Source organism: Veillonella atypica, assembly GCF_041431435.1.
GTDB classification, from domain to species: Bacteria; Bacillota; Negativicutes; order Veillonellales; family Veillonellaceae; genus Veillonella; species Veillonella atypica.
The window spans coordinates 21,649-44,850 of sequence record NZ_JAPVXV010000004.1; the positions used below are offsets into that span (position 1 = coordinate 21,649).

At 35.0% G+C, this 23,202-nt stretch carries 24 protein-coding genes and 1 pseudogene; 9 read left to right on the forward strand and 16 right to left on the reverse strand.

Going from position 1 to position 23,202, the window contains the following annotated elements; translation table 11 throughout:
• Positions 1 to 112: 112 nt before the first annotated feature.
• Positions 113 to 1,441: a hypothetical protein gene (locus tag O3598_RS05715; protein WP_371452107.1), complete on the reverse strand. Its 1,329-nt coding sequence runs from the start codon at positions 1,439 to 1,441 to the stop codon at positions 113 to 115.
• Positions 1,442 to 1,662: 221 nt separating this feature from the next.
• Between O3598_RS05715 and O3598_RS05720 the strand changes: the two genes are divergently transcribed.
• Both O3598_RS05720 and O3598_RS05725 read left to right on the forward strand, forming a co-directional pair.
• Positions 1,663 to 2,397 (forward strand): gamma-glutamyl-gamma-aminobutyrate hydrolase family protein, encoded by a 735-nt coding sequence (locus O3598_RS05720; protein ID WP_316063361.1) that lies wholly within the window; start codon positions 1,663 to 1,665, stop codon positions 2,395 to 2,397.
• The gene (locus tag O3598_RS05725; protein ID WP_371452108.1) at positions 2,397 to 3,704 is read left to right on the forward strand and encodes an APC family permease; all 1,308 of its coding nucleotides are present in this window, start codon (positions 2,397 to 2,399) and stop codon (positions 3,702 to 3,704) included. Before O3598_RS05720 ends, O3598_RS05725 begins: the two co-directional genes overlap by 1 nt.
• 362 nt (positions 3,705 to 4,066) lie before the next feature.
• On the opposite strand, the gene O3598_RS05730 is transcribed toward O3598_RS05725, so the two are convergent.
• Positions 4,067 to 4,909 (reverse strand): hypothetical protein, encoded by an 843-nt coding sequence (locus O3598_RS05730; RefSeq protein WP_371452110.1) that lies wholly within the window; start codon positions 4,907 to 4,909, stop codon positions 4,067 to 4,069.
• A 112-nt stretch (positions 4,910 to 5,021) separates the two neighbouring features.
• Between O3598_RS05730 and O3598_RS05735 the strand changes: the two genes are divergently transcribed.
• A complete protein-coding gene (locus O3598_RS05735; protein WP_371452112.1) occupies positions 5,022 to 5,681 on the forward strand; it encodes an HAD family hydrolase in 660 nt (219 codons plus the stop codon).
• Positions 5,682 to 5,774: 93 nt separating this feature from the next.
• On the opposite strand, the gene O3598_RS05740 is transcribed toward O3598_RS05735, so the two are convergent.
• Positions 5,775 to 6,773 (reverse strand): AEC family transporter, encoded by a 999-nt coding sequence (locus tag O3598_RS05740; protein WP_005376233.1) that lies wholly within the window; start codon positions 6,771 to 6,773, stop codon positions 5,775 to 5,777.
• A gap of 335 nt (positions 6,774 to 7,108) precedes the next feature.
• Between O3598_RS05740 and O3598_RS05745 the strand changes: the two genes are divergently transcribed.
• A complete protein-coding gene (locus O3598_RS05745; protein WP_287523693.1) occupies positions 7,109 to 7,720 on the forward strand; it encodes an acetate uptake transporter in 612 nt (203 codons plus the stop codon).
• A gap of 90 nt (positions 7,721 to 7,810) precedes the next feature.
• Here the strand turns inward: O3598_RS05745 and O3598_RS05750 are convergent, their stop codons facing one another.
• On the reverse strand, positions 7,811 to 8,410 hold the full coding sequence (locus tag O3598_RS05750; RefSeq protein ID WP_119982116.1) for a hypothetical protein: 600 nt from the start codon (positions 8,408 to 8,410) through the stop codon (positions 7,811 to 7,813).
• Positions 8,411 to 8,648: 238 nt separating this feature from the next.
• Between O3598_RS05750 and O3598_RS05755 the strand changes: the two genes are divergently transcribed.
• Positions 8,649 to 8,699 (forward strand): hypothetical protein, encoded by a 51-nt coding sequence (locus O3598_RS05755; protein WP_353511575.1) that lies wholly within the window; start codon positions 8,649 to 8,651, stop codon positions 8,697 to 8,699.
• A 281-nt stretch (positions 8,700 to 8,980) separates the two neighbouring features.
• Here the strand turns inward: O3598_RS05755 and O3598_RS05760 are convergent, their stop codons facing one another.
• A complete protein-coding gene (locus O3598_RS05760) occupies positions 8,981 to 9,292 on the reverse strand; it encodes a hypothetical protein (protein ID WP_371452115.1) in 312 nt (103 codons plus the stop codon).
• 245 nt (positions 9,293 to 9,537) lie between these two features.
• On the opposite strand from O3598_RS05760, the gene O3598_RS05765 reads away from it, so the two are divergent.
• On the forward strand, positions 9,538 to 9,588 hold the full coding sequence (locus tag O3598_RS05765; RefSeq protein WP_353511575.1) for a hypothetical protein: 51 nt from the start codon (positions 9,538 to 9,540) through the stop codon (positions 9,586 to 9,588).
• Positions 9,589 to 9,815: 227 nt separating this feature from the next.
• Here the strand turns inward: O3598_RS05765 and O3598_RS05770 are convergent, their stop codons facing one another.
• The 3 genes and pseudogenes from O3598_RS05770 to O3598_RS05780 all read right to left on the reverse strand — a co-directional run bounded on the left by O3598_RS05770 (position 9,816) and on the right by O3598_RS05780 (position 11,538).
• Positions 9,816 to 10,745 carry an IS481 family transposase gene (locus O3598_RS05770; RefSeq protein WP_005379765.1) on the reverse strand — a complete coding sequence of 310 codons (930 nt, stop codon included), beginning with the start codon at positions 10,743 to 10,745 and terminating at the stop codon, positions 9,816 to 9,818.
• A 136-nt stretch (positions 10,746 to 10,881) separates the two neighbouring features.
• Positions 10,882 to 11,112, reverse strand: a pseudogene (locus tag O3598_RS05775) (SF0329 family protein); the annotation flags it as partial.
• A gap of 210 nt (positions 11,113 to 11,322) precedes the next feature.
• Positions 11,323 to 11,538 (reverse strand): hypothetical protein, encoded by a 216-nt coding sequence (locus O3598_RS05780; RefSeq protein ID WP_119982114.1) that lies wholly within the window; start codon positions 11,536 to 11,538, stop codon positions 11,323 to 11,325.
• A 214-nt stretch (positions 11,539 to 11,752) separates the two neighbouring features.
• Here O3598_RS05780 and O3598_RS05785 point away from each other — a divergent pair, with 214 nt between their 5' ends.
• Together O3598_RS05785 and O3598_RS05790 are read left to right on the forward strand one after the other, a co-directional pair.
• Positions 11,753 to 13,156 (forward strand): YkvI family membrane protein, encoded by a 1,404-nt coding sequence (locus tag O3598_RS05785; RefSeq protein ID WP_287504508.1) that lies wholly within the window; start codon positions 11,753 to 11,755, stop codon positions 13,154 to 13,156.
• Between the two features lie 14 nt (positions 13,157 to 13,170).
• A complete protein-coding gene (locus O3598_RS05790; RefSeq protein ID WP_005379999.1) occupies positions 13,171 to 14,403 on the forward strand; it encodes a threonine/serine exporter family protein in 1,233 nt (410 codons plus the stop codon).
• A gap of 507 nt (positions 14,404 to 14,910) precedes the next feature.
• Here the strand turns inward: O3598_RS05790 and O3598_RS05795 are convergent.
• Positions 14,911 to 15,681 (reverse strand): hypothetical protein, encoded by a 771-nt coding sequence (locus O3598_RS05795; protein WP_270523598.1) that lies wholly within the window; start codon positions 15,679 to 15,681, stop codon positions 14,911 to 14,913.
• 196 nt (positions 15,682 to 15,877) lie between these two features.
• Positions 15,878 to 17,095, reverse strand: coding sequence for a hypothetical protein (locus O3598_RS05800; protein ID WP_005376304.1), 1,218 nt, complete (start codon positions 17,093 to 17,095; stop codon positions 15,878 to 15,880).
• A 249-nt stretch (positions 17,096 to 17,344) separates the two neighbouring features.
• On the opposite strand from O3598_RS05800, the gene O3598_RS05805 reads away from it, so the two are divergent.
• Positions 17,345 to 17,395 (forward strand): hypothetical protein, encoded by a 51-nt coding sequence (locus O3598_RS05805; protein WP_353511575.1) that lies wholly within the window; start codon positions 17,345 to 17,347, stop codon positions 17,393 to 17,395.
• Positions 17,396 to 17,587: 192 nt separating this feature from the next.
• Here O3598_RS05805 and O3598_RS05810 read toward each other — a convergent pair whose 3' ends face one another.
• From O3598_RS05810 to O3598_RS05835, 6 genes are all read right to left on the reverse strand, one after another.
• A complete protein-coding gene (locus tag O3598_RS05810; protein ID WP_005376140.1) occupies positions 17,588 to 18,076 on the reverse strand; it encodes an SF0329 family protein in 489 nt (162 codons plus the stop codon).
• Positions 18,077 to 18,205: 129 nt separating this feature from the next.
• Positions 18,206 to 19,501: a hypothetical protein gene (locus O3598_RS05815; protein WP_371452117.1), complete on the reverse strand. Its 1,296-nt coding sequence runs from the start codon at positions 19,499 to 19,501 to the stop codon at positions 18,206 to 18,208.
• A 351-nt stretch (positions 19,502 to 19,852) separates the two neighbouring features.
• Positions 19,853 to 20,341 carry an SF0329 family protein gene (locus O3598_RS05820; protein WP_371452119.1) on the reverse strand — a complete coding sequence of 163 codons (489 nt, stop codon included), beginning with the start codon at positions 20,339 to 20,341 and terminating at the stop codon, positions 19,853 to 19,855.
• A 65-nt stretch (positions 20,342 to 20,406) separates the two neighbouring features.
• On the reverse strand, positions 20,407 to 20,655 hold the full coding sequence (locus O3598_RS05825) for a hypothetical protein (protein WP_156931399.1): 249 nt from the start codon (positions 20,653 to 20,655) through the stop codon (positions 20,407 to 20,409).
• A gap of 341 nt (positions 20,656 to 20,996) precedes the next feature.
• Positions 20,997 to 22,280 carry a PD-(D/E)XK nuclease family protein gene (locus tag O3598_RS05830; protein ID WP_371452120.1) on the reverse strand — a complete coding sequence of 428 codons (1,284 nt, stop codon included), beginning with the start codon at positions 22,278 to 22,280 and terminating at the stop codon, positions 20,997 to 20,999.
• Positions 22,281 to 22,345: 65 nt separating this feature from the next.
• On the reverse strand, positions 22,346 to 23,191 hold the full coding sequence (locus tag O3598_RS05835; RefSeq protein ID WP_371452122.1) for a hypothetical protein: 846 nt from the start codon (positions 23,189 to 23,191) through the stop codon (positions 22,346 to 22,348).
• Between the last annotated feature and the right edge of the window lie 11 nt (positions 23,192 to 23,202).

The window sequence follows — 23,202 nt, forward strand, 5'->3', positions numbered from 1 at the left end:
TATTTATCATTTTAACACTCATTTTATATTTCATCAATTTTACTTGTATAGGTAAACAAAGGGGCTGCAACTAGAATGCGGTAAAACCGCATTCTGTTACAGCCTCTTTTTATTAATGCACACGATTATTTGAAAATGCACGACTAGGCATGCCTAATCCAAGTTTCGTTTTTTTATATCCATCTTTTGTATTTTTATATGTTACATATTGTACAATATCTCTTAATTTATAATTGCTAACGTGTACATCATGTGGTTTTGACATATAGTACGTATATCGATGTGTATCATCATATACAGTCATGACAAATAAGCTATATTTATCTCCTTTAATTTCAAAATATGCCCCTGGTAGCGTATCATTCCACACAGTAGCATATTGCGCTGGTTTACCCTGAGATAATTTAGGTGAACCAATAAAAGCTAACAAATAATTATAAAGAATATTTTGTTTTTTTACATCATCATACTTTGATAGAGGGCTCACACTAATAATTTCTCTTATCTTTCCCGATTTATAAAAATCCATAGTTAAACCACCTTCGAGAGATTTTGACTTTACTAATTTGCTGTCCTTCAATACTCTAAACGCAAATGGACCTTTATGTACTTCGGATGTATATGGCATGATATCACTAGCAGCCTTAACAGAAGGCAATACTATATTAGCTAATGGTGACATTGTATCTCGAATAATTGTTTCTTGGTTAAGTTTCTGTATTTTGTTTTTTGGCATTGCATATATGAGATGATATGAAACAGTCGGCTGATTAGGCATTGTAAAATTAATAGTGCCTCTAATATTTTTTGAATCGTAGGAGGCTATATCCCATGTCCCTTTTTCTACTGTCGGGTAAGTAAATAGCCCTGCACCAAGAATACTATAATTATTTTTATGTAGAGTCATTTTTTTATTTTCTAACAATGACTTTAACTGATCTGCAGTTAGTTGCTTATAAGGAATACCGGAATTTTCCCATGTATCGCCATTGGGCTGAGGTCGTAATTCATAACTCATTTCACCATCAAAGCCCAATGCACCACCATGTCGCGTCACTTCCTTATGTGGACCAGCACTCTCATATGCAATTCCCATAATACTAGCATAAGGCATAGTAAACTTAATATCCGCCCCGTGATCTCGCAAAATAAATACCGTACTAGAATACTTGATAGCATGATTTAATTCTGTTGTATTATGAATATCCCTTGGTAAATTAGATATATCATAACCAGGTTTATTTTGATTATCTTCTGTAACTTTTTTAATAATTTTGGATTCCAATATTTTTGTATCTGCCGTATCTACACGATAATTTTGATATTTATCAGCAGATATAGATGCATCAGCGCCAGGAATATTTACGTCTATCGCATAGGACTGCCCCATGCCAAATGTTAATCCAAGTAAACCTAATGCTATTACACGTTTCCAGTTCATACATTCTCTCCTCAATTTATACTCTACAAGCTAAGACTCATTATACCTAATTATTAATTTTTTATCAATTTTCTATAAATTCATTTTAGAATCATCTGGTATTAGCTATATTTACATAAACGCAATTCCTACTTGCATAATATGTTATAGTATATTATAGGAAAATGAATTATAATTATACTGTACTTGATGTACAGTATTTTACACATTGAGGTGATAGTATGAAAAAACCATTAATCGGAATCTCCGGCAATACGCTACGCGATACCAGCGGCGCTTATGTCGATTTAATCCGTTCTTATGTGAATCAGGATTATGTCCGCTCCATCGAAGAAGCGGGCGGTATTCCTATTATTATTCCTTTTACAGAAAATTTAGAGCAAGCAAAGGAAACCATCGATATCGTTGATGGCCTACTCCTTACAGGTGGTCATGATGTGTATCCGCTCAATTATGGCGAAGAACCATTGCGAGGCATCGGTGATGTATTCCCTGAGCGCGATCAATTTGATTTCGCGTTGCTTGCAGCAGCAGAGGCACGAAATATTCCCGTATTCGCCATCTGTCGCGGTTGCCAAATCGTAAATGTATATCGTGGTGGTTCTTTGTACCAAGATTTGCCATATGATGAAAATTGCACGATTAAGCACAGCCAAAATCAAACGCCATCATTACCTACGCATACGGTAGACATTGAACCTGATTCTAAATTAGCTCAAATCATCGGCACAACCACATGGATTACAAATTCTCATCATCATCAAACGTGCCGGAATATTGGTGAAAGCCTAGTTGTTACAGGCCGTGCCAAGGACGGTACAGTAGAGGCATTAGAAGATACGAATCGTCCATGGTTCGTAGCAACTCAATTCCATCCAGAAATGATGCATGTGAAAGATGTACATGCAAAAACATTATTTAAAGCCTTCGTAGATGCGACTAAGGAGGTCAACTAATGGATAAGAAAAGTAAATTTGGATTTTGGAGTATTGTACTCCTTGGAATCAATGGTATCGTTGGTACTGGGATTTTCTTGTTACCTAATAAGGCCTATGCCATTATTGGGTCAGCCAGTTTAGGGGTCCTTTTATTTGATGCGGTCATTGCAGGATGTATTGCCTTGTGCTTTGCAGAGGCGGCTAGCCTTTTCACACGTAATGGTGGCCCTTATCTATATGCCAAACATGCATTAGGTGACTTTTGGGGATTTGAGGTAGGCGTCCTTAAATGGATTGTAACCGTTATTGCTTGGGCCGCCATGGCCGTTGGCTTTGCCACAGCATTAGGTGCAGCAGTGCCAGCCTTAAGTGGTGATTTTGCAAAGGATGTCATTTCCTTTATATTAATCGTAGGCTTAACAATCGTAAACATATTTGGTGTTAACGTGTCTAAGTTTGTTAATAACTTGATTACAATCTCTAAATTAGTCCCTCTCGCCCTATTTATCGCTATCGGTATATTCTTTATTAATGGTGCTAACTTTACACCTGTATTCCCACACGATACCTATGTAGAAGGATCCTTTGCACAAGCAGCCGTGCTTCTCTTCTTTGCCTATACAGGGTTTGAAGTTATTGCCATTGCCGCAGAGGATATGAAGAGTCCTAAAAAGAATTTACCGCGTGCCATTATCATGTGTATGCTACTCGTATCAGTCCTATATATGGCCATACTTGCCGTATCTATTGGTGTTCTAGGATCTGACCTTGCTAACACAAAAGCACCGGTACAAGATGCTTTCAACGTAATCCTAGGCCCAATTGGCATGTACATTGTATTGGCAGGCACATTGATTTCCATGGGCGGCATTAACTTTGCCGAAGCCTATTACGCCCCTCGTATCGCAACATCCATGGCCGAAGACGGCATGCTTCCAAGTGCCTTAGCTAAACGCAATCGCTACAATGCACCATATGTAGCAGCGATCGTCACCGCTATTGCCAGCGTACTACTCGCCTGGTCCGGTTCATTTACAACCCTTGCTGCTATTAGTGCGGTATCCCGTTTCACACAGTACCTACCAACATGTTTAGCAGTCATTATATTCCGTCGTAAATGGGCAGATAAAGAACGGTCCTACACAATCCCTGGTGGTTACACAGTTCCAATCATCGCCATTGCTACATCCCTTTGGATGCTAGGCCAAGCCCAAACAAACCAATTACTTTGGGGTCTAGGTGGCTGTATCGTCATTCTTCCGCTCTACATTTGGTACTGGCGCAAGAAAAAAGCTGGTATAATCAAAGAAAAAGAAGATATCTAATTACATTTTTGTACACAAAAGAGGCAGGAGCTCGCTCCTGCCTCTTTAAAATTAGAACAGGCCTGTTCTATCTCTAAGCACACCTATATAGGGTTCCATAAAATTAGTACAGGCCTGTTCTATTTCTCAACATACCTATATAGGGGCTCCGTAAAATTAGTACAGGCCTGTTCTATTTCTCAACATACCTATATAAGGTCCCCGAAAAATTAGTACAGGCCTGTTCTATTTCTGAACATACCTATATAGGGGATCCGTAAAATTAGTACAGGCCTGTTCTATTTCTCAACACACCTATATAAGGTCACCCCAAAATTAGTACAGGCCTGTTCTAATTTTTATGGACATGTATGATGTACCGATCAATAATCCGTAAAAAGTTCTTCTTCTACAGGTTCGGTCAAATCTTCTTCGATATAACCGTATTCATCAATGGATTCTTCTTCGTCGCGCGTATCAATGTATATACTAATAACAGCTAATGCGCCATGTTCGTTAAGGCTCACGATAAGGCTCATAGGGCCATAGACCAAAATAAGATTATCCTCTTCATCACGAATGATATGTGGTACGGCAGCAAAGTGTTGATTCATGAGTTGATCAAAGTAGTCCTCTACATCGAGGCCATTTTCTAGTGTAATAGACTCTGCATCGCCTTTTTGGAACACTACCTTGGTATCTTCATCAATGAATTGGTAGAAATCATCAATATCAAAATTATCAGTTTCAAGCCATATGCTTAGGGCCGCAATCCAGTCTTTCACAGTGTGTGGCACAATTGGGAAACGATATGGTGTTTCATCTAAGGATAAACGAAGATCATCGTATTCAAACGCATAATTTTCTTGGCTAGAAACGATACGGTCAATACGGCCATCTTCATTGATATCAACAAACAACATATACGCATATTGGTCGCCTTCTTCATAAGCAACGGTCAAACCGTGACGGCCCTCATGAAATAAGGCGTCTTCTTCGTAAACCTCTGTAATATGCATCACACGACATATAACAGGTACATGGTCAGATTGGATGGAATCAACCATGGCCGTTAAGAATTCTAAGCTTTCACGTTTATTACGAGCAATGATACCACGACCCGTAGAAACATATTCGCAATCATCGTCGAGCATGGCTTCAACACCATGAAGATTTGCGGATTCTAACGTGGCTTTCATCAATAATAAAGATTGTATTTCAGTCATACTAATCCTCCAAATATTTTCAACTAGTATACTAATTGTATCATAGACTAATTTAAAATTCTCGGTTCATGTCATATAATGGAATAAGATTATACAGATTTTGGAGGTCCCCATGAAATATACAACTATCGTATTCGATTGTGACGGCACATTGCTAGATACGTTAACAGATTTACGCAATGCGGTGAATTATGTATTGCGCGCTCATGATTTGCCAGAACGGTCGGTTCCTGAGGTGAAAGTAGCCCTTGGCAACGGCGTAGCTCATTTGATGCATCAATCACTGCCAGATTCCATTTCGGAGGCTGAATTCAACACCTATCTCGACGAATTTAAAGCATACTACGGCGAACATTTACAGGATTACACAGCCCCATATCCTGGCATGCTTGACGTATTAGATACATTACGTGCCAAAGGATATAAACTCGCCATTGTTTCTAATAAAATCCAAGAAGGTATTACTCCATTAAATAAGGAATACTTTGGTGATCGTTTACCGGTAGCTATTGGCGAACGCCCTGGATTACAGCGTAAACCAGCACCAGACATGGTATTACAAGCATTAAAAGAATTAGGTTCCACACAAAGTGAATCCATCTACATCGGCGACTCGGAAGTAGATGTAGCGACAGCTAAAAACTCTGGCCTACTATGTATCGGCGTTACGTGGGGCTTTAGAGATGAACAATTACATAAAGAATTAGGCGTCAAACACATTGCTCGAAAGGCAGAAGATATCGTAACGATTATCGAAGCGCTTAATGCATAAATATCATAATGATTATCGAATAGTTTAATGCGTAAAAACGACTAGCACCATATACGTATGTATATAATGCTAGTCGTTTTATATTGTATAGATTTACATTCCTATTCCAAATATCGTTAATATTTCCATAATAACGGGTATAACGAATACGAATAATACGGAGCTAATGGTTACGAGTCCTGTGGCAAATGGCAAATCAGAACCTGCTTCATTCGCTACGATTGGCAATACGGCGATAACCGGTCCTGCAGATTGAACGATGAATGTAACGACCGCAACGGGATCCAATGTAATGCCCATGAGGTATTTGGTAGCATAGATAACGCAGAACATAATAAATGGGGCTACAGCAAAACGGCCAATGATACCACCGATGGAATCCTTATTTAAACGCATGCTTTTAAGGCCCGCATCATGTAATACGATACCAATATATAGCAAGGATAATGGTGTTACCATATTCCCTATATAGTTTAACGTATTATGTAATACCGTCGGCAATGGAATTTGAGCATATAGGAATACTAATGCCAAGAAAAAGCCCAATAATGGCGGTGGCAATAATTTTTTCCAAGAAAACTTGCGTACCAAGGTGCGGAAGCTTTCACCATGGCTAGCACCATTCGTAGGCAACGGATCAGCCTCAATAAGGAATACACCAAACATCCATACAGATATGGTATTACCAATATAATACAGCAAGAAAAACGGTAATGCATCAGGCCCAAACAATGCAATCTGTACAGGTAGTCCAATAAATAAACAATTATCGTTAACTACCATATTGATAAAAATACCGCGGCGTCCCCGTGGGACATGTACAATTTTCATCATAATAAACGCAATGATGTATGACACTACATAGGTCATCATCACGACGAGTAATCCATACCGCAAGTCCCACAAATCCGATGTTTGCACATTGTGAAGCACGGACATAAATACGCCGACCGGCAAAATGACGGACATGATGAGCCTCGATAGATTTGAGCTAAATGTATCATTAAACATGCCCCGCCCTTTTAAGAAATATCCAAGAGATATGAGCAAGACGATAGGCATGATACTTTGTAATGAAGTAAGAAAAACCATATAACCTCCTACATACTTTATATGTAGTATATCACAAAAGAAGACCCCCGAGTTTCGTAACTGAACCAAAATCTACTGTGCCCATACATTTCTCCAATGGTCAAGAATTATGTTAAATCCATATGCAATACCCAATTTTTAGAGGAATTAAACCAATAAAATCGGCTACGATTTGTAACTATCCTTGTAAATACTCACTTATTTAATTATGCATTTTAGGCATTGTTACTATTACCTATAGTATTGATTCAAAAGTGTGATGTATGTTACATTTATGAGGCAGTGCTTTCATGGCACCTATAGTTGTAGTTAGTTGATTGAGAAATGAGGAACACATGGAAAAGGAAATTAAACGAGTTGAAATGAGCGAAAATGTTGCGGACCCGACAGGTCTTGGTTTACTTGGTCTCGCGATTGTATGTTTTGTAGTATCTACATCCCGCGTTGGCTGGTCTGGTCCAACAACATCTGTTATTGTCCCTTGGGCTGTTTTATTAGGCTCTTTAGCACAATTAATAGCGAGTTATTTTGATTTCAAGAAAAATAATCCTTTCGGATCTGTTGTATTCGGTGCATACGGTTTATTCTGGTCTGCCATGGCTGGCGTTTGGTTAATCCAAATGGGCTCCTTCGGTCCTGAAATCCAAAAAGGTTTCGATGTAACACAATTAGCATTCGCCTTTGTGGGCTTCTTAATCTTCTCTATCTTTGGCACCATCGCAGCTTTAAAAACAAACAAGGTTGTATTCGCTATTATGCTATTAATCTGCTTCCTATTTTTCGGTCTTGCAACAGACCTATTCTTAGGTGGCAAAACAGGCTTCTTCGCCCTTGCAGCATGGTCCGAATTATTCATCTCCCTCTTGGGCTTCTACGGTTCTGGTGCCGTACTTGTAAATAAAGTGTTTGGCAAAACTGTATTCCCTATGGGTAAAAGCATCCTATAATTGATTGAAAACTAGATAATACACTTAAAGGTCTATATATTACTGAGCTGTAGTATATAGACCTTTTTTCATTACATATGTACCTTTAATTTATTTATAGCTAAATTGCGCATCCATAATCATTTGTCGCAATTGCTCAATGCGAACACCGTTTGGCAATCTATCTCTATAGAACTGCAATTTATAATAGTATCTAGTTCCTTCATAATCAGTAACGAATACCATGTCCGTCCTATTCTTTAATGGCCAGCCATACATAAATTCAGCGAGTAAACTGCGCACACCATCATTATTAACCTCTATTACACTATCCTTAATGGGCAATACCATCTTAACAGTAGGTTCAGGAATCGTTCTCTCTTTAACAAGATTTTTAATCTCATTATCTAAAGACATACTATTACCATCAATAGATCTTGCCTTAACATGCATAAATACCCCATCAGAGGTTCTAAACACTCTACCATCAATATCCTTGGTTTCGCCTTTCGTTTCAATAGCATCCTTTAATACGCGGAATTGATATGGTCCGAAGAATTTTGTTTCTGTAAAAGTATCTAACGCAGCATCATGTTGACCACTATGCTCATTCGTAACACGTATCATTGATGTTGTATCAATTGCTTGTGAAAGCACTGGTGTCGCAAAACATAATCCTAAGCTGAACAAGATAATATAACGTTTTAACATATATTTCTCTCCATAACACACTAATATTAACTGTATTGTAACACAATTCAATAAATTTTATAAAAACAAAAAAGGTTCCTATTGGTCACCTAGGTGACTATTAGGAACCTCTAATCTATTTACTTTTACACTTGACATCGTTATATTGAACTTGAGGCCTCTAAATGGGTCCAGTCTTTGCTAATCAACTCGAGGATTGGCGGTGATCAATATGAGTACATACAAAGTGCTATCATTAATGATTTCCTTTGGCATACTTGTAGCGACCATTATCATGGCTGCAAAGTGATTGACCTCTAGGTAAAAGCTAGCTTTCTAATCGTGGCATGAAAAAAGGCCCGACAAAGAAGTCAGACCGTTTCTTCAATTTCAATTATTAGAAGCGAAGTCTGGCGTCGAAACCATTTATGCCTCACTTTGATATAAATTATATCATATCTAAGCACGGAAAGGAATCAAACAATTTCTTTCCGTGTTTTCATTTATAACCATTTATAGTATATACAAACAACATAAAATTCTTGCGTTTAGTAAAAGTTTACTCCAAATCATAATAATACATACATACTGCTACTTTAAAGGATAATCCTGTTCAATATCCTCTCTATAATCATCTTTATACCGGATTTCATCAATCTCTGCTGGAGTCAACACACGACCTTCAGCATCGACATATTCACGAAATTCATTAAAATATATTCCCTCTATATCTGAAGGTTCTAATTGTAGTTCATATGATTCAATATTTCCGTATGTACGATTAATTTCGTCTAATATGCAATTCTGTTTCTCTATATCTGCATCACTATCTGTTTGATTATTCAATGATCTAGATTTTGCAATAAGTGCAATGACGATGACGGCAATGACTAAATACAACATAGGTCTCTCCTACAACACGACTACTATATTAATAATTGTAACATATTGAGGTATACAAATTAAAAAAGTCAAGTAAAAAAGGTTCCTATTAGTCACCTAGGTGACTATTAGGAACCTCTAATCTATTTACTTCTATGATTGACAGCACTATATTGAACTTGAGGCCTCTAAATGGGTCCAGCCTTTGCTAATCAACTCGAGGATTGGCGGTGATCAATATGAGTACATACAAAGTGTTATCATTAATGATTTCCTTTGGCATACTTGTAGCGACCATTATCATGGCAGCAAAATGATTGACCTCTAGCTAAAAGCTAGCTTTCTAATCGTGGCATGAAAAAAGGCCCGACAGAGAAGTCAGACCGTTTCTTCAATTTTTTACTTTAGAAGCGAAGTCTGGCGTCGAAACCATTTATGCCTCACTTTGATATAAATTATATCATATCTAAGCACGGAAGGGAATTGAACAATTTCCTTCCGTGTTTCATTTATTCTAGAGTAATCAAACATTTGTGACAAATACCTATGCCTTTTGATTCATAAAGTACTCTGTTATAACTTGGTTTGGTGATTTAAAGTTTAAGACTTTTTGTGCAATGTTATTATATCTATTAGCATATCGACTATGTGCTTTTAGAAAACTCTCCATACTATTAAACTTACGAGAATAAAATCTCTCACTATCAATTCGATGACTGCGCTCTACCTTTCCATTCTGCCACGGAGAAAATGGTCTTGTCGTTTTATGCTCTATTTCTAATCTTTTTAATACAATATCAAATAAACACTCTCGATCTTTTACTCCATAGTTTGTAAATTCACGACCATTATCTGTTTGTATTGTATGAATAGGAAATCCCATTTTGGCTTCTAAATTTAATAAGAACCGACTTGTATTAGTAACACTTTTTTCATCTATAATTTTTAGAATTCTCTTTCTAGAAAACTCATCAATAGCTGTAAGTTGATAGTAAGATTTTCCTTGTGTTGAAAAGGCTAAACTCTCGCGAGGTACGTATTTTATATCAATCTGAACCTTTTCTCCTGGATATGTTACTAGATCTGGTTTCCACTTGCTTTTTGGAACAGATTTAACAACCTTTTTCTCTTTAATGTGACACCTTATTTGTCGGCACATAGAGCCATATGAGCGTTTATAACCACGCTTTTTTGCCTCAACATATACTTGAGACAGCCCTTCATGTTTAAACTTAGAATGCATACGCTTGATAAGTGCTAGTTCTTCCTCAGTGTGTTGATTAGGATGAGAATGTGGTTTACGACTATACAATCGAAGTGAATCGATAGTCCCGTCGAAACGCTTCACCCAACGTTGTACTTGTTGTCTACTAGTATGATAACGGCGTGCAGCTTCAGCATTATTTCCATACTTTATAGCATATTCACATACTCGTTTACGAAATCTTAATTCTTCAGTTATAATAGAATGCATGAGAAGGAACTCCTTTTGTTGTAATGTTTGGATTAAGCAACTTCATTATAACAGAGTTCCTTCTCATTTTTTATTCACTTGTCACAAATGTATTATACTCTTACAACAATTTCCTTCCGTGTTTCATTTATAAACCTTCATGCATTCTTCGTTCATAGGTATCATCTTTAGGAAACAGATGGGCCTTCACATATTGATTCCAATAATTGCCTTTTATAATTTCCTTACCATTATATCGTATAGCAGCCCGCCCCTCATGATCAGGCGATTTACTATAAGTGGTAACAAAATATTGAATATGTCCTCGCAAGCTGATAGCAAGATATTCTGTTTCTAACTTATGCCGTATTCCAGACCACGTAGCCATAGGATTCACACCTCAACACACGAAACAAATATACACATTACTTAAAAGAATAATCCTACTCATAGTCCTCTTAATAATCTAGTTTAGGACGAACCGCATCAACTTCATTGGGACTTAGTACATTTCATATTACTATTATTGTATCATAGTAAATCTACTTCACCCTTATAGGTATCTCCTAAGTTTGCAATCTTAGCATCTGAAATAATACTATGCAATAATCCCTCGTTCACCATCTTCTCTAACCAATAACGTAATTACATATTGTGTATTAGGCTCATTCGGCAAAGCAAAAGAAATATCATTGGCCACAAAACTTGGTTTTTCCTTTGTTTTCATAGTGCTCCAACGACCATTTGTAATATTCTCTCTTTTGAAAGCTGTAAATGGCAATGTATAAAACAGCCCCCCTTCAGGAGTATGCATATGTACCTCGGTTACAGCATTATATTGAGCTCTAGATATAGAATAGTTTAAATTTCTACGTTTGACATCGCTATATTGAACTTAAGGCCTATAAATGGGTCCAGTCTTAGCTAATCTTATAGAGATTGGCAGTGAGGTATCCATCAACTGAATCATTAGTATGATATAATATTAAATATTTACTAAGTTATGTATTTGAAAGGAAGAAAATATAATGCAACAATCATGGAAAATTGCATTTGCCTACATAGGTGTTATTGTAGGTGCAGGACTCTCAAGTGGACAAGATCTTCTACAATATTTTATAAGTTTTGGCCAAATAGGTCTTATTGGTGTTCTATTACTAGGTCTATTAAATGCCGCATTTGGTAAAATCATGCTTTCTTTGGGGAGCTACTATCGTGCAGACAATCATGAAGAAGTTTTTACACAGATTTCCCATCCTATTATTACAAGAATACTTGATTTTGTACTAATCTCTGGTAGCTTTATTATGGGATTTGTTATGATTGCTGGCGCAGGCTCAAACTTAGAACAACAATTTGGATTCCCTTTTTGGCTTGGTGGATTAATTTGCTCACTTTTAATCATAACCGTATCATTTATGAACTTTGACAAAATAACCAGTGTTCTAGGTGTTTTTACTCCTATCATGATTGTTATGATATTCATCATTACAGCCTACTCTTTTATTGGTAAAAGTCATGATTGGACTACATTAGAGGCTATAGCCCACACAATCAAACCAGCCACAAGCAATGTATGGTTTTCTGTCATTAATTATTATTCTCTATGTGCTATGACAGCTGTTTCTATGGCCTTTATTTTAGGTGGTTCTGTTGTTCGTATTGGTATTGCTGAAAAAGGTGGCACTCGTGGCGGCCTATTAGTCGGATTAGTTGTTTTTATAGCTGCTATCTCTATTTTTGCAAATCTAGATACAGTAAAAGATGCAGATTTGCCGATTCTTGCTATTGCCAATCAAATTCATCCTTGGCTAGCATATATATATGCAATCACAGTCTTTTCACTTATTTTTAATACAGCATTCTCTCTTTTTTATTCTATTGCTAGACGTTTTGCCAACGGCAGTACAAAAAGAATGAGAATTGTTATTATTTCTGTAGTAATCATAGGATATATATGTAGTTTCTTTGGTTTTAAAGATTTGATTAGTATCCTCTACCCAATTCTCGGTTATATGGGACTATTACTCCTAATTATTCTTATTTATGGCTGGCTCCGTGATCGTAAAGATATCATTATGGAAAAATTCTTCCGAAGAAAGATGCTCCATTTATCATTAAAAAAACATAGTCCTCACAAAAATCTTTCAGAAAAAGAACGTGAACTATTCCATACATTAGGTGATATTAGTCAAGCAGATACAAAATCTCTTAAAGAAGATATTCATAATGAAGCAAAAGAAATACTTTCAAATACGGAAACAGTTCAAGAGCTAAAAGACTATGTAGAAGAGCATCTCTCAATAGACGAAGAAGTTATACATCAAAATATCAATATTCTACAAGAACAACAGGAAGAATCAAAATCAACTGAATCTCCTAAAGATAGACCTATCAAAAAGTCCAATATAAATAACAATGAAGTAAAATGAACAACGAGGAAATAATGACAGGTGTGGAATTAGAAATTATACTAAAAGCTGGAAAAATACTACTTAGCAGTGGCGCCGAAATCAGTCGTACAGAGGATACTATGAACTACATAGCACGAGCTATGAATTTTAAAGATTTAGAAGCCTACGTATCCAATAGAGGTATTTTTGCAACTGCTAAGAAAGCTGATGGAACTGAAATTACTCGTATTTGTAACGTTCCTGAAGTCGATATTAACCTCAGCAAAATTGAATCTGTTAATGCTCTCTCCCGACGTATCACACAAAAAAATATTACTATTGAGGAGATTGAAAGTGAGCTTAATCAAATTGATACCATGTCAGACTATTCTTTTTTTTGGAGATTAGTAGCTTATACGTTAGGAGCTTCGGGCTTTAGCTATGCAATTGGTAGTTCTATAACAGACTCTATAATTGCAGGTATTATAGGCTTAATATTAGGCGTCTATATGTGTACGATTAAACGCATACTTAGCTCTGATGTATTGATTACCATTTTAGGTAGTATTCTAATAGCCTTATTGGGTAATCTCTTTATCCACTTTGAATTAGGCTCCAACCTATCAGTTATATTACTAGGAGCCATGATTGACATTGTTCCCGGAGTTCCTTTCGTCAATGCTATTAGAGAGTATAGCCAGAATAACTATAATACAGGAATAACCCTTATGATGGGCGCGTTACTTACCTGTATTTCAATGGCTGTAGGGGTCGCAGTAGTACAATCACTACTCTTCAACACACAAATGATTCCTCTTTATACCTCTAATTTAGATACTAATTCCTTAACATCTATGTTTATGCGTAGTATAATGGCTGGTATTGGTACAACAGCATTTGCAATCTTATTCCGTGTAGCTAAACAACATTTTATCGATTGTACAATATTAGGATTCATCTCATGGTTCTTGTTCTTAACATTATCTTCACTACAATCTAATGTTATGCTTTCAATATTTATCAGTGGTTTTATCATCGCCATAGCATCAAGAATATTGGCTGTTAAACGAAAATGCCCTGCTATAGTTTTCCTAATGACTAGCTTATTCCCTTTACTACCAGGGCTCAGCTTTTATCGATCCATTTATTATATGCTAATGGGACAAGAAACTATTGCCATTAGCTTCGCAAAAGAATCCTTTTTGATAGCTTTTACAATTGCTATATCTATCGTAATTGTAAAACATATAAAACCACCACGAATCCAAAAAAACACTTATAAATAATATAACCTTATAACAAATTCATGTAAATGAAAGCATTTACAACGTAATTTCCAAATCTATTACCTGTAAAAATATGATATATGTCACGTTTATGAAGCGGTACTTTCACGTAGATGCGCCATCAAAACTGTATTTCCTTTGGGTAAAAGCATTCTGTAATAGTTTACTAACTATATAATTTACTTGCACAATAAAAGAGGTTCCTATAAGTCACTACTGTGACCATTAGGAACCTCTAATCTATTTACTTTTATAATTGACGGCATTATATTGAACTTGAGGCCTCTAAATGGGTCCAGCCTTTGCTATTCGTGGCGTGAAAAACGGCCCGACTGTGAAGTCAGACCGTTTCTTCAAATTTTTACTTTAGAAGCGAAGTCTGGCGTCGAAACCATTTATGCCTCACTTTGATATAAATTATATCATATCTAAATAGGGAAAGGAGTCTCATACGATTTCTTTTTTGTTTTTAAGCATAATGAACCTAAGCAAAAAATAATATGCAAACTAATCTTCACTGTCGTCAATATAAATATGTACAGAATTTGCTGGCCCCGCTAAACTACGGCCGATTTCTATCGTCATAGGTCCATACTTTATAAAGGATTTATTATTCTTATCACGAATTATATGTGGCATAGTATAGAAAAATAAATTCATCATCTTATCAAAGTCATTTATAATTTCTTCCTTACCTAACAACAAAATAGGTTCTTGATTTTTTCTTTGAAAATGTACACAGCACTCATCAGCAAGTGAATCATAAAAAGAATGCTCATCTACATATCCAGTTTCTAACCAAATACTAATGGCTGTAAGCCAATCCAAAAAATCAACAGGCTTCTTATAAAAAATGTAATCTATAGGAGGAGAATTATTTTCAGCACGATGTTTATCAAGTCTAAAACTCGGAATATTATTACTAACAATAATTTTGTTAATAAAATTATTTGAATCTAACTCAATAAACATACCTATAGCATAATTGTCTATTTCATTGTATGCAATAGCGAGCCCTCTTTCACCTTCATAAAAAAACTCTTTTTCGTTGGTTCCCTCACTAAGTGTCATCATATGTGCATACACAGCTAAATTATCATCTCTGGTCCTTTTTGCCATTGAATTTAGAAAATCATATACTTCTATCTTTCCATTTTTTAATATATTCCTCTCAACATTAATATACTGACAATTATCTGCCAACAAATTATTAATCCCCTTAAAATCAGCATATTCTAATGCAGATTTAAATATTAATAACACATGATTTACATTCATCTAGGACACCGCTTTCAATAAAAGAAAAACTGATTATTAGCGCCTTAATTACTGAATTGGATACAATAAAATAAATCATACCACTTGCATCTCATAATAATTTCATTATATAGTAAGAATTTATTAAAATAAATCTATAAAATCCAAAATTCAGAAAGATAGATAGGGCTTTTTTACTATAAGATAAAAATAAGGATTAGATAAACCAAACATCCTCTTGATACATATTACCAGTGTCAGATAATGTTGCATCTGTAATTAATTTTCGTAACTGCACCTTGGTATATGCACCATTATCTAAGGGATAGTGGATTGAATTTTGGTACTTAAAACTGTCATCATAAGTAATAAACATCAATATACCCTGTCGATTATCTAATTCAAGATCTAGTAATAAACCTGGCATACCATCATTCCAAACAAAGGAATGGCTACCTTTGGTAATCTTTGGGGATCCAGGAAATCCAAAGAACTCAGCAGTCTTATTATCTAGTTTATGTAACAGATCAATTTCGTCAAATGAACTAAATATACCCTTTTCCAAATTATTCGCAGGGTCAATCAAAATTTGTTGCCTTATATCTTTATCAACTGTGAAAGTCACACCATCTATTTTAACATTAGGGTTATTTTCTTTAACGGCTGTTTTAGGAACTCTAAAAGAATATTTCTTATAGTTTTCTACTCGGCTATAGTCATCTAAATCTTGAAGAGAATGAATTGAAGGCAATACATAATTAGCCATTATTTTATTAATATCATTTGATGTGACACTCTCCGTTACACGAGGATACAGAATAACATTATATGCTTGCTTAGGATGCTTACTCAACTCAAAATTTAAAGCAATAATGTCCATATCTACAGCACCAGTAAGAGTTATTTTTCTCCAGTAACTTTTACTAAGACCATCATATTTAAAAACCATATCTGTTTTATCAGGAGAATATGGCATTTTATTTTCAATAATAGCAGTAACAATCATTGGGGACTGAAATAAATAACCAGCCGCTGCATCTGGAAAATCACTTAATGCCTCTTTTTGTACTACACTAAATGGTAATGTTACTGATAGGCCGCCCTTTTTATTATGTAAATTCACTACTGTGTTACCATCATACTTACGGCGCTCAATAGTATAAATCTCATTCTTTAAGGCTTCTACTGCATCGTCATCTACAACAACACCAAACTCTTGATTAAAGCGCTCTTTAGAATAAGCGGAAAATGAATCTGCCTTCTTTTTTAATCTCTCATCATATGTAGACTCAATTTTATCAGTCGTATATACCGCTTGTACATATGCATCACGCGAAATACTTGGATCCGCACCAGGAAGTTTCACATCAACAGCATAACTAGAACCACTAATAGCGCTCAATACAATAGCACTTAATAATAATCGTTTTAACATATACATCTCTCCACAAAATAGTAATTTTAACAGTATTGTAACATAATAAAAAGATATTGATAAAATTAATTACAAAACGAAAGAGGTTCCTATTGGTCACCTAGGTGACTATTAGGAACCTCTAATCTATTTACTTTTATTATTTACAACATTATATTGAACTTGAGGCCTCTAAATGGGTCCAGTCTTTGCTAATCAACTCGAGGATTGGCGGTGTTCAATATGAGTACATACAAAGTGTTATCTTTAATGATTTCCTTTGGCATACTTGTAGCGACCATTATCATGGCTGCAAAATGATTGCCTTCTAGTTTCAAACTAGCTTTCTAACCGTGGCATGAAAAAAGGCCCGACAGAGAAGTCAGACCGTTTCTTCAAATTCATTATCGAGAAGCGAGAGCTGGCGACCAAACCATTTATGCCTCACTTTGATATAAATTATATCATATCTAAGCACGGAAGGGAATTGAACAATTTCCTTCCGTGTTTTGTTTACAAACCTTCATGGTGCACACGAATAGCATAAAACTCTTGAAATACAGGTGGTTGATCCTCCATAAAATTTCTCATAGAAATGAGTCTACGTTTTCCCAAACGTCTATCTAAAACTGCAAAGATACGTACAATTAGATTATCACTAACCAAGCTCTTATCTATGTTTTGATTCTCAAATTCATCAAAAGCCTGATAAAAGCACCGCTGATCAAATACGCCTAATTCTAGTGCTGTATTGTCTATGAACGGAAAACCTTCATGCATTCTTCGTTCATAGGTATCATCTTTGGGAAACAGATGGGCCTTCACATATTGATTCCAATAATTGCCTTTTATAATTTCCTTACCATTATATCGTATAGCAGCCCGCCCCTCATGATCAGGAGATTTACTATAAGTGGTAACAAAATATTGAATATGGCCACGCAAACTAGGTGCTAAATATTCTGTTTCTAATTTGTGTCGTATTCCGGACCATGCAGGCATGTTTACTCCTTTAAATTACTGGTATGAAAAAAGGCCCGACAGTAGAGTCAGACCATTTCTTCAATTTTTCTTATTAGAAGCGAAGTCTGGCATCCGAACCATTTATGCCTCACTTTGATATCAATTATATCATAAAAAATCTACTTCGCCCTTATATGTATCACCCAAGTTTGAAATCTTCGCATCAGAGGCGATTCCTGCTAGTGCTGGCAAACTCTTTCGATTCGCATCGTATTTATAATGGATTGTATGTATATAAAGATTATGTGCATCTTGCGTGCTAAATCGCCATTCACTAATACCATCTTCATATTCAAATGTTACCAGCACGCCAGGAACGCCATCATTCCATATATACGTATGGCTACCACTACGCATATTCTTTCTAATTTTTAACTGTGCTTCAGAGATTGTGACAATGTCAACAAGATTAGCCCAGATTTCCCCCTTATGCTCAACAGGATATACTTCTATCATCTGCGAAATACCTGTAGGATCCTTATATATTTTAATATGATCATTACCGGATGCTTCCTCAACGGCATCATTTAATACCCGATAATTATAGTTATGAAAGCTTTCAAAATGACTATCCTTATTTAACCGTTCTAATGAAGTAATATTAGGCACAATGTAATTAGCGATAATATCTTCGATGCCCCGTTTACCAATACCTCGCTCGCCATCTTCTCTAACCATCAAGGTAAGTACATATTGCGTATCAGGCTCATTATTTAAGGCAAAAGAAATATCATTCGCCACAAAGATAGGATTGCCTTTAGTTTTCATGGTGCTCCAACGGCCATTAATAACCCTTTTCCCTTTGAAAGTGCTACCATCAATACTGGATATATCAAACTGATCTTGATTCATATGTGACCATTGTTCCTGCAATGCAGAACGTACATAGTCTTGCTTCAATTCATTATAGGGTTTGCCCAAATACTGAGCACTTTGCTCATACGGATGATTATCCACAACTAAACTAGTATAAATAAAAGGATGGTTAAATGTATACACAAGTGCATTAGTATCTTTCACATCCGGAATAGGGGCAGATTGTGTGCCACCTTTGAAAGCTGGAAAAGGTAGTGTATAGGAAAGCCCGCCCTTATCAGTATGCATATGGACTTCGGTTACAGCATTATATTGGGCACGCCACATAGAATAGTTTAAATTTCTACGCTGCTCAGCATTCATCTCATCAACACGATATAGCAATCTAGCCGCATCACTAACCTCCGCAACACTAGTAGCATTATAGATTCGTTCATTAAGAATACTATCCATCAAATCATTCTTATAAAAATCAGCACTAGAATGCTTAGATTTTGCATTATACCCAGGCAACTCATTAGCATTGCTGCAACCACTCAAACACAACACAGCAATCAGACCACCGAATAATAAAGATTTTCTAAACATAAGCTCTCCTCAATACACACTAACTATATTTTGTATATTGTAACGTACTTATGTAGTAATAAAATGATAACAAAAGAGGTTCCTAATAGTCACCTAGGTGACTATTAGGAACCTCTAATCTATTTACTTTTGTTATTAACAGGACTATATTGAGCTTGAAGCCTCTAAATGGGTCCAGTCTTTGCTAATCGTGGCATGAAAAAAGGCCCGACAGTGAAGTCAGACCGTTTCTTCAATATTAAAAATCAGAAGCGAAGTCTGGCGTCCAAACCATTTATGCCTCACTTTGATATAAATTATATCATATCTAAACACGGAAGGGAATTAGACAATTCTCTTCCGTGTTTTCATTTATAAACCTTCATGGTGCATACGAATAGCATAAAACTCTTGAAATACAGAAGGTTGATTCTCCATAAGTTCTCTCATAGAAAGGAGTCTACGTTTTCCTACACGTCTATCTAAAATGGCAAAAATACGTACAATTAGATTGTCACTAGGTAGGCTTTTATCAATACTTTGGTTATCAAATTCATCAAAAGCCTGATAAAAACACCGCTGATCAAAAACGCCTAATTCTAATGCTGTATTGTCTATAAACGGAAATCCTTCATGCATTCTCTGTTCATATGTATCATCTTTAGGAAATAGATGCACTTTCACATATTGATTCCAATAATTACCCTTTATAATTTCCTTCCCATTATATCTAATAGCCGCCCTGCCCTCATGATCAGGTGATTTACTATACGAGGTAGCAAAATATTGAATATGGCCTCGCAAACTAGGTGCTAAATATTCTGTTTCTAACTTATGTCGTATTCCGGACCATGTAGACATACTATTTACTCCTAATCACCCAAACATATAAATACATAATTACTTATTAAGCGTAACATATAGAGTTAATCCAATTCAACTTCTTCATATCTACAATTAATCAATTGGCCATCTTCATTAAAATCCTCTATATAAAGTTCATTTTTATTGTGTGTTCTAAACATCAAACTATAGCCTTCACCCACTGTTTCTCTCCATATATACATTTCTTGACCAAAGACATTTTCTGCTATATGAAAACCACGTGGTAAACTTAATAGATCATCTAACTCCAATGCATTATCTATTCTATTTTCTAATTCTTCTTGTTTCATATTTGACCCTTTCAAACATGTAATCAGATTTATATCATCATTTTTCTACATTCTTAGAATATCATTTGTAAATACTTTCATATAAACATGCTCCCATCTCTATAATCAGTATACCTTTTTATATGTGTATTAAATATCCCATAATATCTTGCTACAATCCTAAATAACACTAAACAAATATCTAAACCAATATCCAAATGCATCTTAAATGGCTTAACTTATGAATATTCTGTTTCTAACTTATATCGTATACGAGACTACGTAACCATTTAATTACCTCTAGCGATTCTATCCATACAACTATGTCATAATATAATTATCTATAAGAAAAAAATAATACTTTAATCCTCATATACAACTAAGCATTTAATAACAAAGCTTTCCCAATTAAAAGTACCAATAACCTTCCTTAACTTACTATCAATAGATTTAATTAAATTTATAAACGGTTGTCCATTATTTTTATCCCAAGAATCTAATACTGAATCAATTCCAATACGAATTAATGTATTTTCATAATAATTTCCATGATGAGGACGAGAAACACAGTTAGAATATGCATGATTTAATTCAGCTAACTCAACAGAAGCAGATTTATCAATCAAAGAGTTCAGTTGATTATATATTTCTTTACGTAAAAACTCTGCATCTTGCTTAAAATCTTTATTATAAAAACGTAATGACAAATATGCACCTTTAGAATCATGATTGACCCGCCAAAACAACCAAGGCTTAAAACTTCTAGGAAGATCAGAGTTAATAGTTTCTGCTTCTATGCGAGTCCAAAAACAACGATTAGTCCAAGGGCTCCCACCTTGATTTGTACCTGTATTATATTGATTCGGATAAACACTCATATCTTTCCATAGCCAAGAACCATCTATATTTTCGTTATCAAATACAATCTGCAATAGTCCATGCTGGGTAATACGTTCCCACTTAATATAATGACATTCTTCATCATCATATTTCCCATCAATCTTAGATACAGCTTGATACCAATCTAGTTGATTTTTTAAGTGCTCACAATAGCCTCTTAAAATATCACTTTCACAGTCATGAAAATGCTTCAAAATATCCCAAAACATAGGCCCAGTTAAATAGTTATCTACCGAATTGCTATGAGCTACTTGCCAATCATAATCAAAATAATATCCTGTCTTAAAATAGACCGTATGAATATGATAATTTGCAATATCAGCGTACTCTATATTAAGATTCGCTAATTTAAAAGCATTTTTCAATTTATTATAAGCATTCCAAGGTTTCTCATTTTTAAATACACCATCAAGAGACTCTCTATAAGATTTAATTTGATCCCCATGCTCACTAGTACTTGTTTTATCTTCTATGATAATAGCTAAATTATATTGAGGAATTATAGCTAATATATCAATATTTAACACTTGTTGAACTAAAATAATTTTATCTATTGAATGGATATCGACATCTAGTAATTGATTTCTTTCTGACAAGTTATCTATTAGCTTAGCTAGTAAATCTAAACCAAGTTGACGATATCTATGTGTAGTTATATTATCTGGTTCATTAATCCAATTAAGACACCAGCAAATAAAAGCATCTTGAGATAACTCGCCGGTAGCAAAAGAAAATATATTATTCATAATAACCTCTAACATGTATAGCCAAAGATCATTTAATACCCTTGGCTATACTGTTATAGAAATAACTAAAATGGATTTTTAACAGCTAACAAACCATTAACATAATTAGTCAAAATTGGACTATCAACATTTTGTACAATTTGCTCTACAGACGATTTAAGATTAGGAATGATATATTCATCTGCAAAATCAAACCCACTCAATTTATCAAATTCAAAATATTGCTCTAATGCAGTATCTAACATAGTATTTTCAACTAATAATTGTTTATGTAAAGATAAAACAGCTTCAATTGAAAGGTCTAATATTTTTAGTGCATTATCTACTTCATTATAGGAAAAGCCTTCGTCTACTTCATTTTCAATATTATCCTCATCATCGTCAGATTCACCAGGATTAATGGCCTCCTCTACAGTTGTTATCATATTTTCTAGACATTCAACAACCCTATTTGTATCTCCTAGATTTTGATTAATTTTTAATGCTTCATACTGGAATTTAAGTTGCAATACAAGCTGACTTAATTCTGGAATCTCATAAATAGATTCTTCTCCAAAAATATCTACGAGTACTGATAAGTCAACAGCTTCAAGTCTAGCAATATAATCTGCAATTTCCTCACATATATCATCTATTAACGTTTCTGCATATTCATTATTTTTCACTAACTTATATGCATTTACATATAAATTTAACGCTTCTAAAATTTTTGAGTCCTCAATTTGCTCATTATCATCATAATCAGAAAAAAGAGTTATTGCGCGATTAATCATTTTCTCAGCAGTAATAAATCTAGAAAATTGATCCTCTCCATTATATGAAAATAGTTCAAGATTACTCTTATCTAAACACTTTTCATATTCTTTATTTTCTAAATCATCTATCTTAAGAAGTAGTTCATCAGATAACAAGTTAGTTGCAT

Excerpts from the sequence above, each read along its gene's own strand:
- O3598_RS05715 (WP_371452107.1), bottom strand. The coding sequence starts at position 1,441 with ATGAACTGGAAACGTGTAATAGCATTAGGTTTACTTGGATTAACATTT.
- O3598_RS05720 (WP_316063361.1), top strand. The coding sequence starts at position 1,663 with ATGAAAAAACCATTAATCGGAATCTCCGGCAATACGCTACGCGATACC.
- O3598_RS05725 (WP_371452108.1), top strand. The coding sequence starts at position 2,397 with ATGGATAAGAAAAGTAAATTTGGATTTTGGAGTATTGTACTCCTTGGA.
- O3598_RS05730 (WP_371452110.1), bottom strand. The coding sequence starts at position 4,909 with ATGACTGAAATACAATCTTTATTATTGATGAAAGCCACGTTAGAATCC.
- O3598_RS05735 (WP_371452112.1), top strand. The coding sequence starts at position 5,022 with ATGAAATATACAACTATCGTATTCGATTGTGACGGCACATTGCTAGAT.
- O3598_RS05740 (WP_005376233.1), bottom strand. The coding sequence starts at position 6,773 with ATGGTTTTTCTTACTTCATTACAAAGTATCATGCCTATCGTCTTGCTC.
- O3598_RS05745 (WP_287523693.1), top strand. The coding sequence starts at position 7,109 with ATGGAAAAGGAAATTAAACGAGTTGAAATGAGCGAAAATGTTGCGGAC.
- O3598_RS05750 (WP_119982116.1), bottom strand. The coding sequence starts at position 8,410 with ATGTTAAAACGTTATATTATCTTGTTCAGCTTAGGATTATGTTTTGCG.
- O3598_RS05760 (WP_371452115.1), bottom strand. The coding sequence starts at position 9,292 with ATGTTGTATTTAGTCATTGCCGTCATCGTCATTGCACTTATTGCAAAA.
- O3598_RS05770 (WP_005379765.1), bottom strand. The coding sequence starts at position 10,745 with ATGCATTCTATTATAACTGAAGAATTAAGATTTCGTAAACGAGTATGT.
- O3598_RS05780 (WP_119982114.1), bottom strand. The coding sequence starts at position 11,538 with ATGCATACTCCTGAAGGGGGGCTGTTTTATACATTGCCATTTACAGCT.
- O3598_RS05785 (WP_287504508.1), top strand. The coding sequence starts at position 11,753 with ATGCAACAATCATGGAAAATTGCATTTGCCTACATAGGTGTTATTGTA.
- O3598_RS05790 (WP_005379999.1), top strand. The coding sequence starts at position 13,171 with ATGACAGGTGTGGAATTAGAAATTATACTAAAAGCTGGAAAAATACTA.
- O3598_RS05795 (WP_270523598.1), bottom strand. The coding sequence starts at position 15,681 with ATGAATGTAAATCATGTGTTATTAATATTTAAATCTGCATTAGAATAT.
- O3598_RS05800 (WP_005376304.1), bottom strand. The coding sequence starts at position 17,095 with ATGTTAAAACGATTATTATTAAGTGCTATTGTATTGAGCGCTATTAGT.
- O3598_RS05810 (WP_005376140.1), bottom strand. The coding sequence starts at position 18,076 with ATGCCTGCATGGTCCGGAATACGACACAAATTAGAAACAGAATATTTA.
- O3598_RS05815 (WP_371452117.1), bottom strand. The coding sequence starts at position 19,501 with ATGTTTAGAAAATCTTTATTATTCGGTGGTCTGATTGCTGTGTTGTGT.
- O3598_RS05820 (WP_371452119.1), bottom strand. The coding sequence starts at position 20,341 with ATGTCTACATGGTCCGGAATACGACATAAGTTAGAAACAGAATATTTA.
- O3598_RS05825 (WP_156931399.1), bottom strand. The coding sequence starts at position 20,655 with ATGAAACAAGAAGAATTAGAAAATAGAATAGATAATGCATTGGAGTTA.
- O3598_RS05830 (WP_371452120.1), bottom strand. The coding sequence starts at position 22,280 with ATGAATAATATATTTTCTTTTGCTACCGGCGAGTTATCTCAAGATGCT.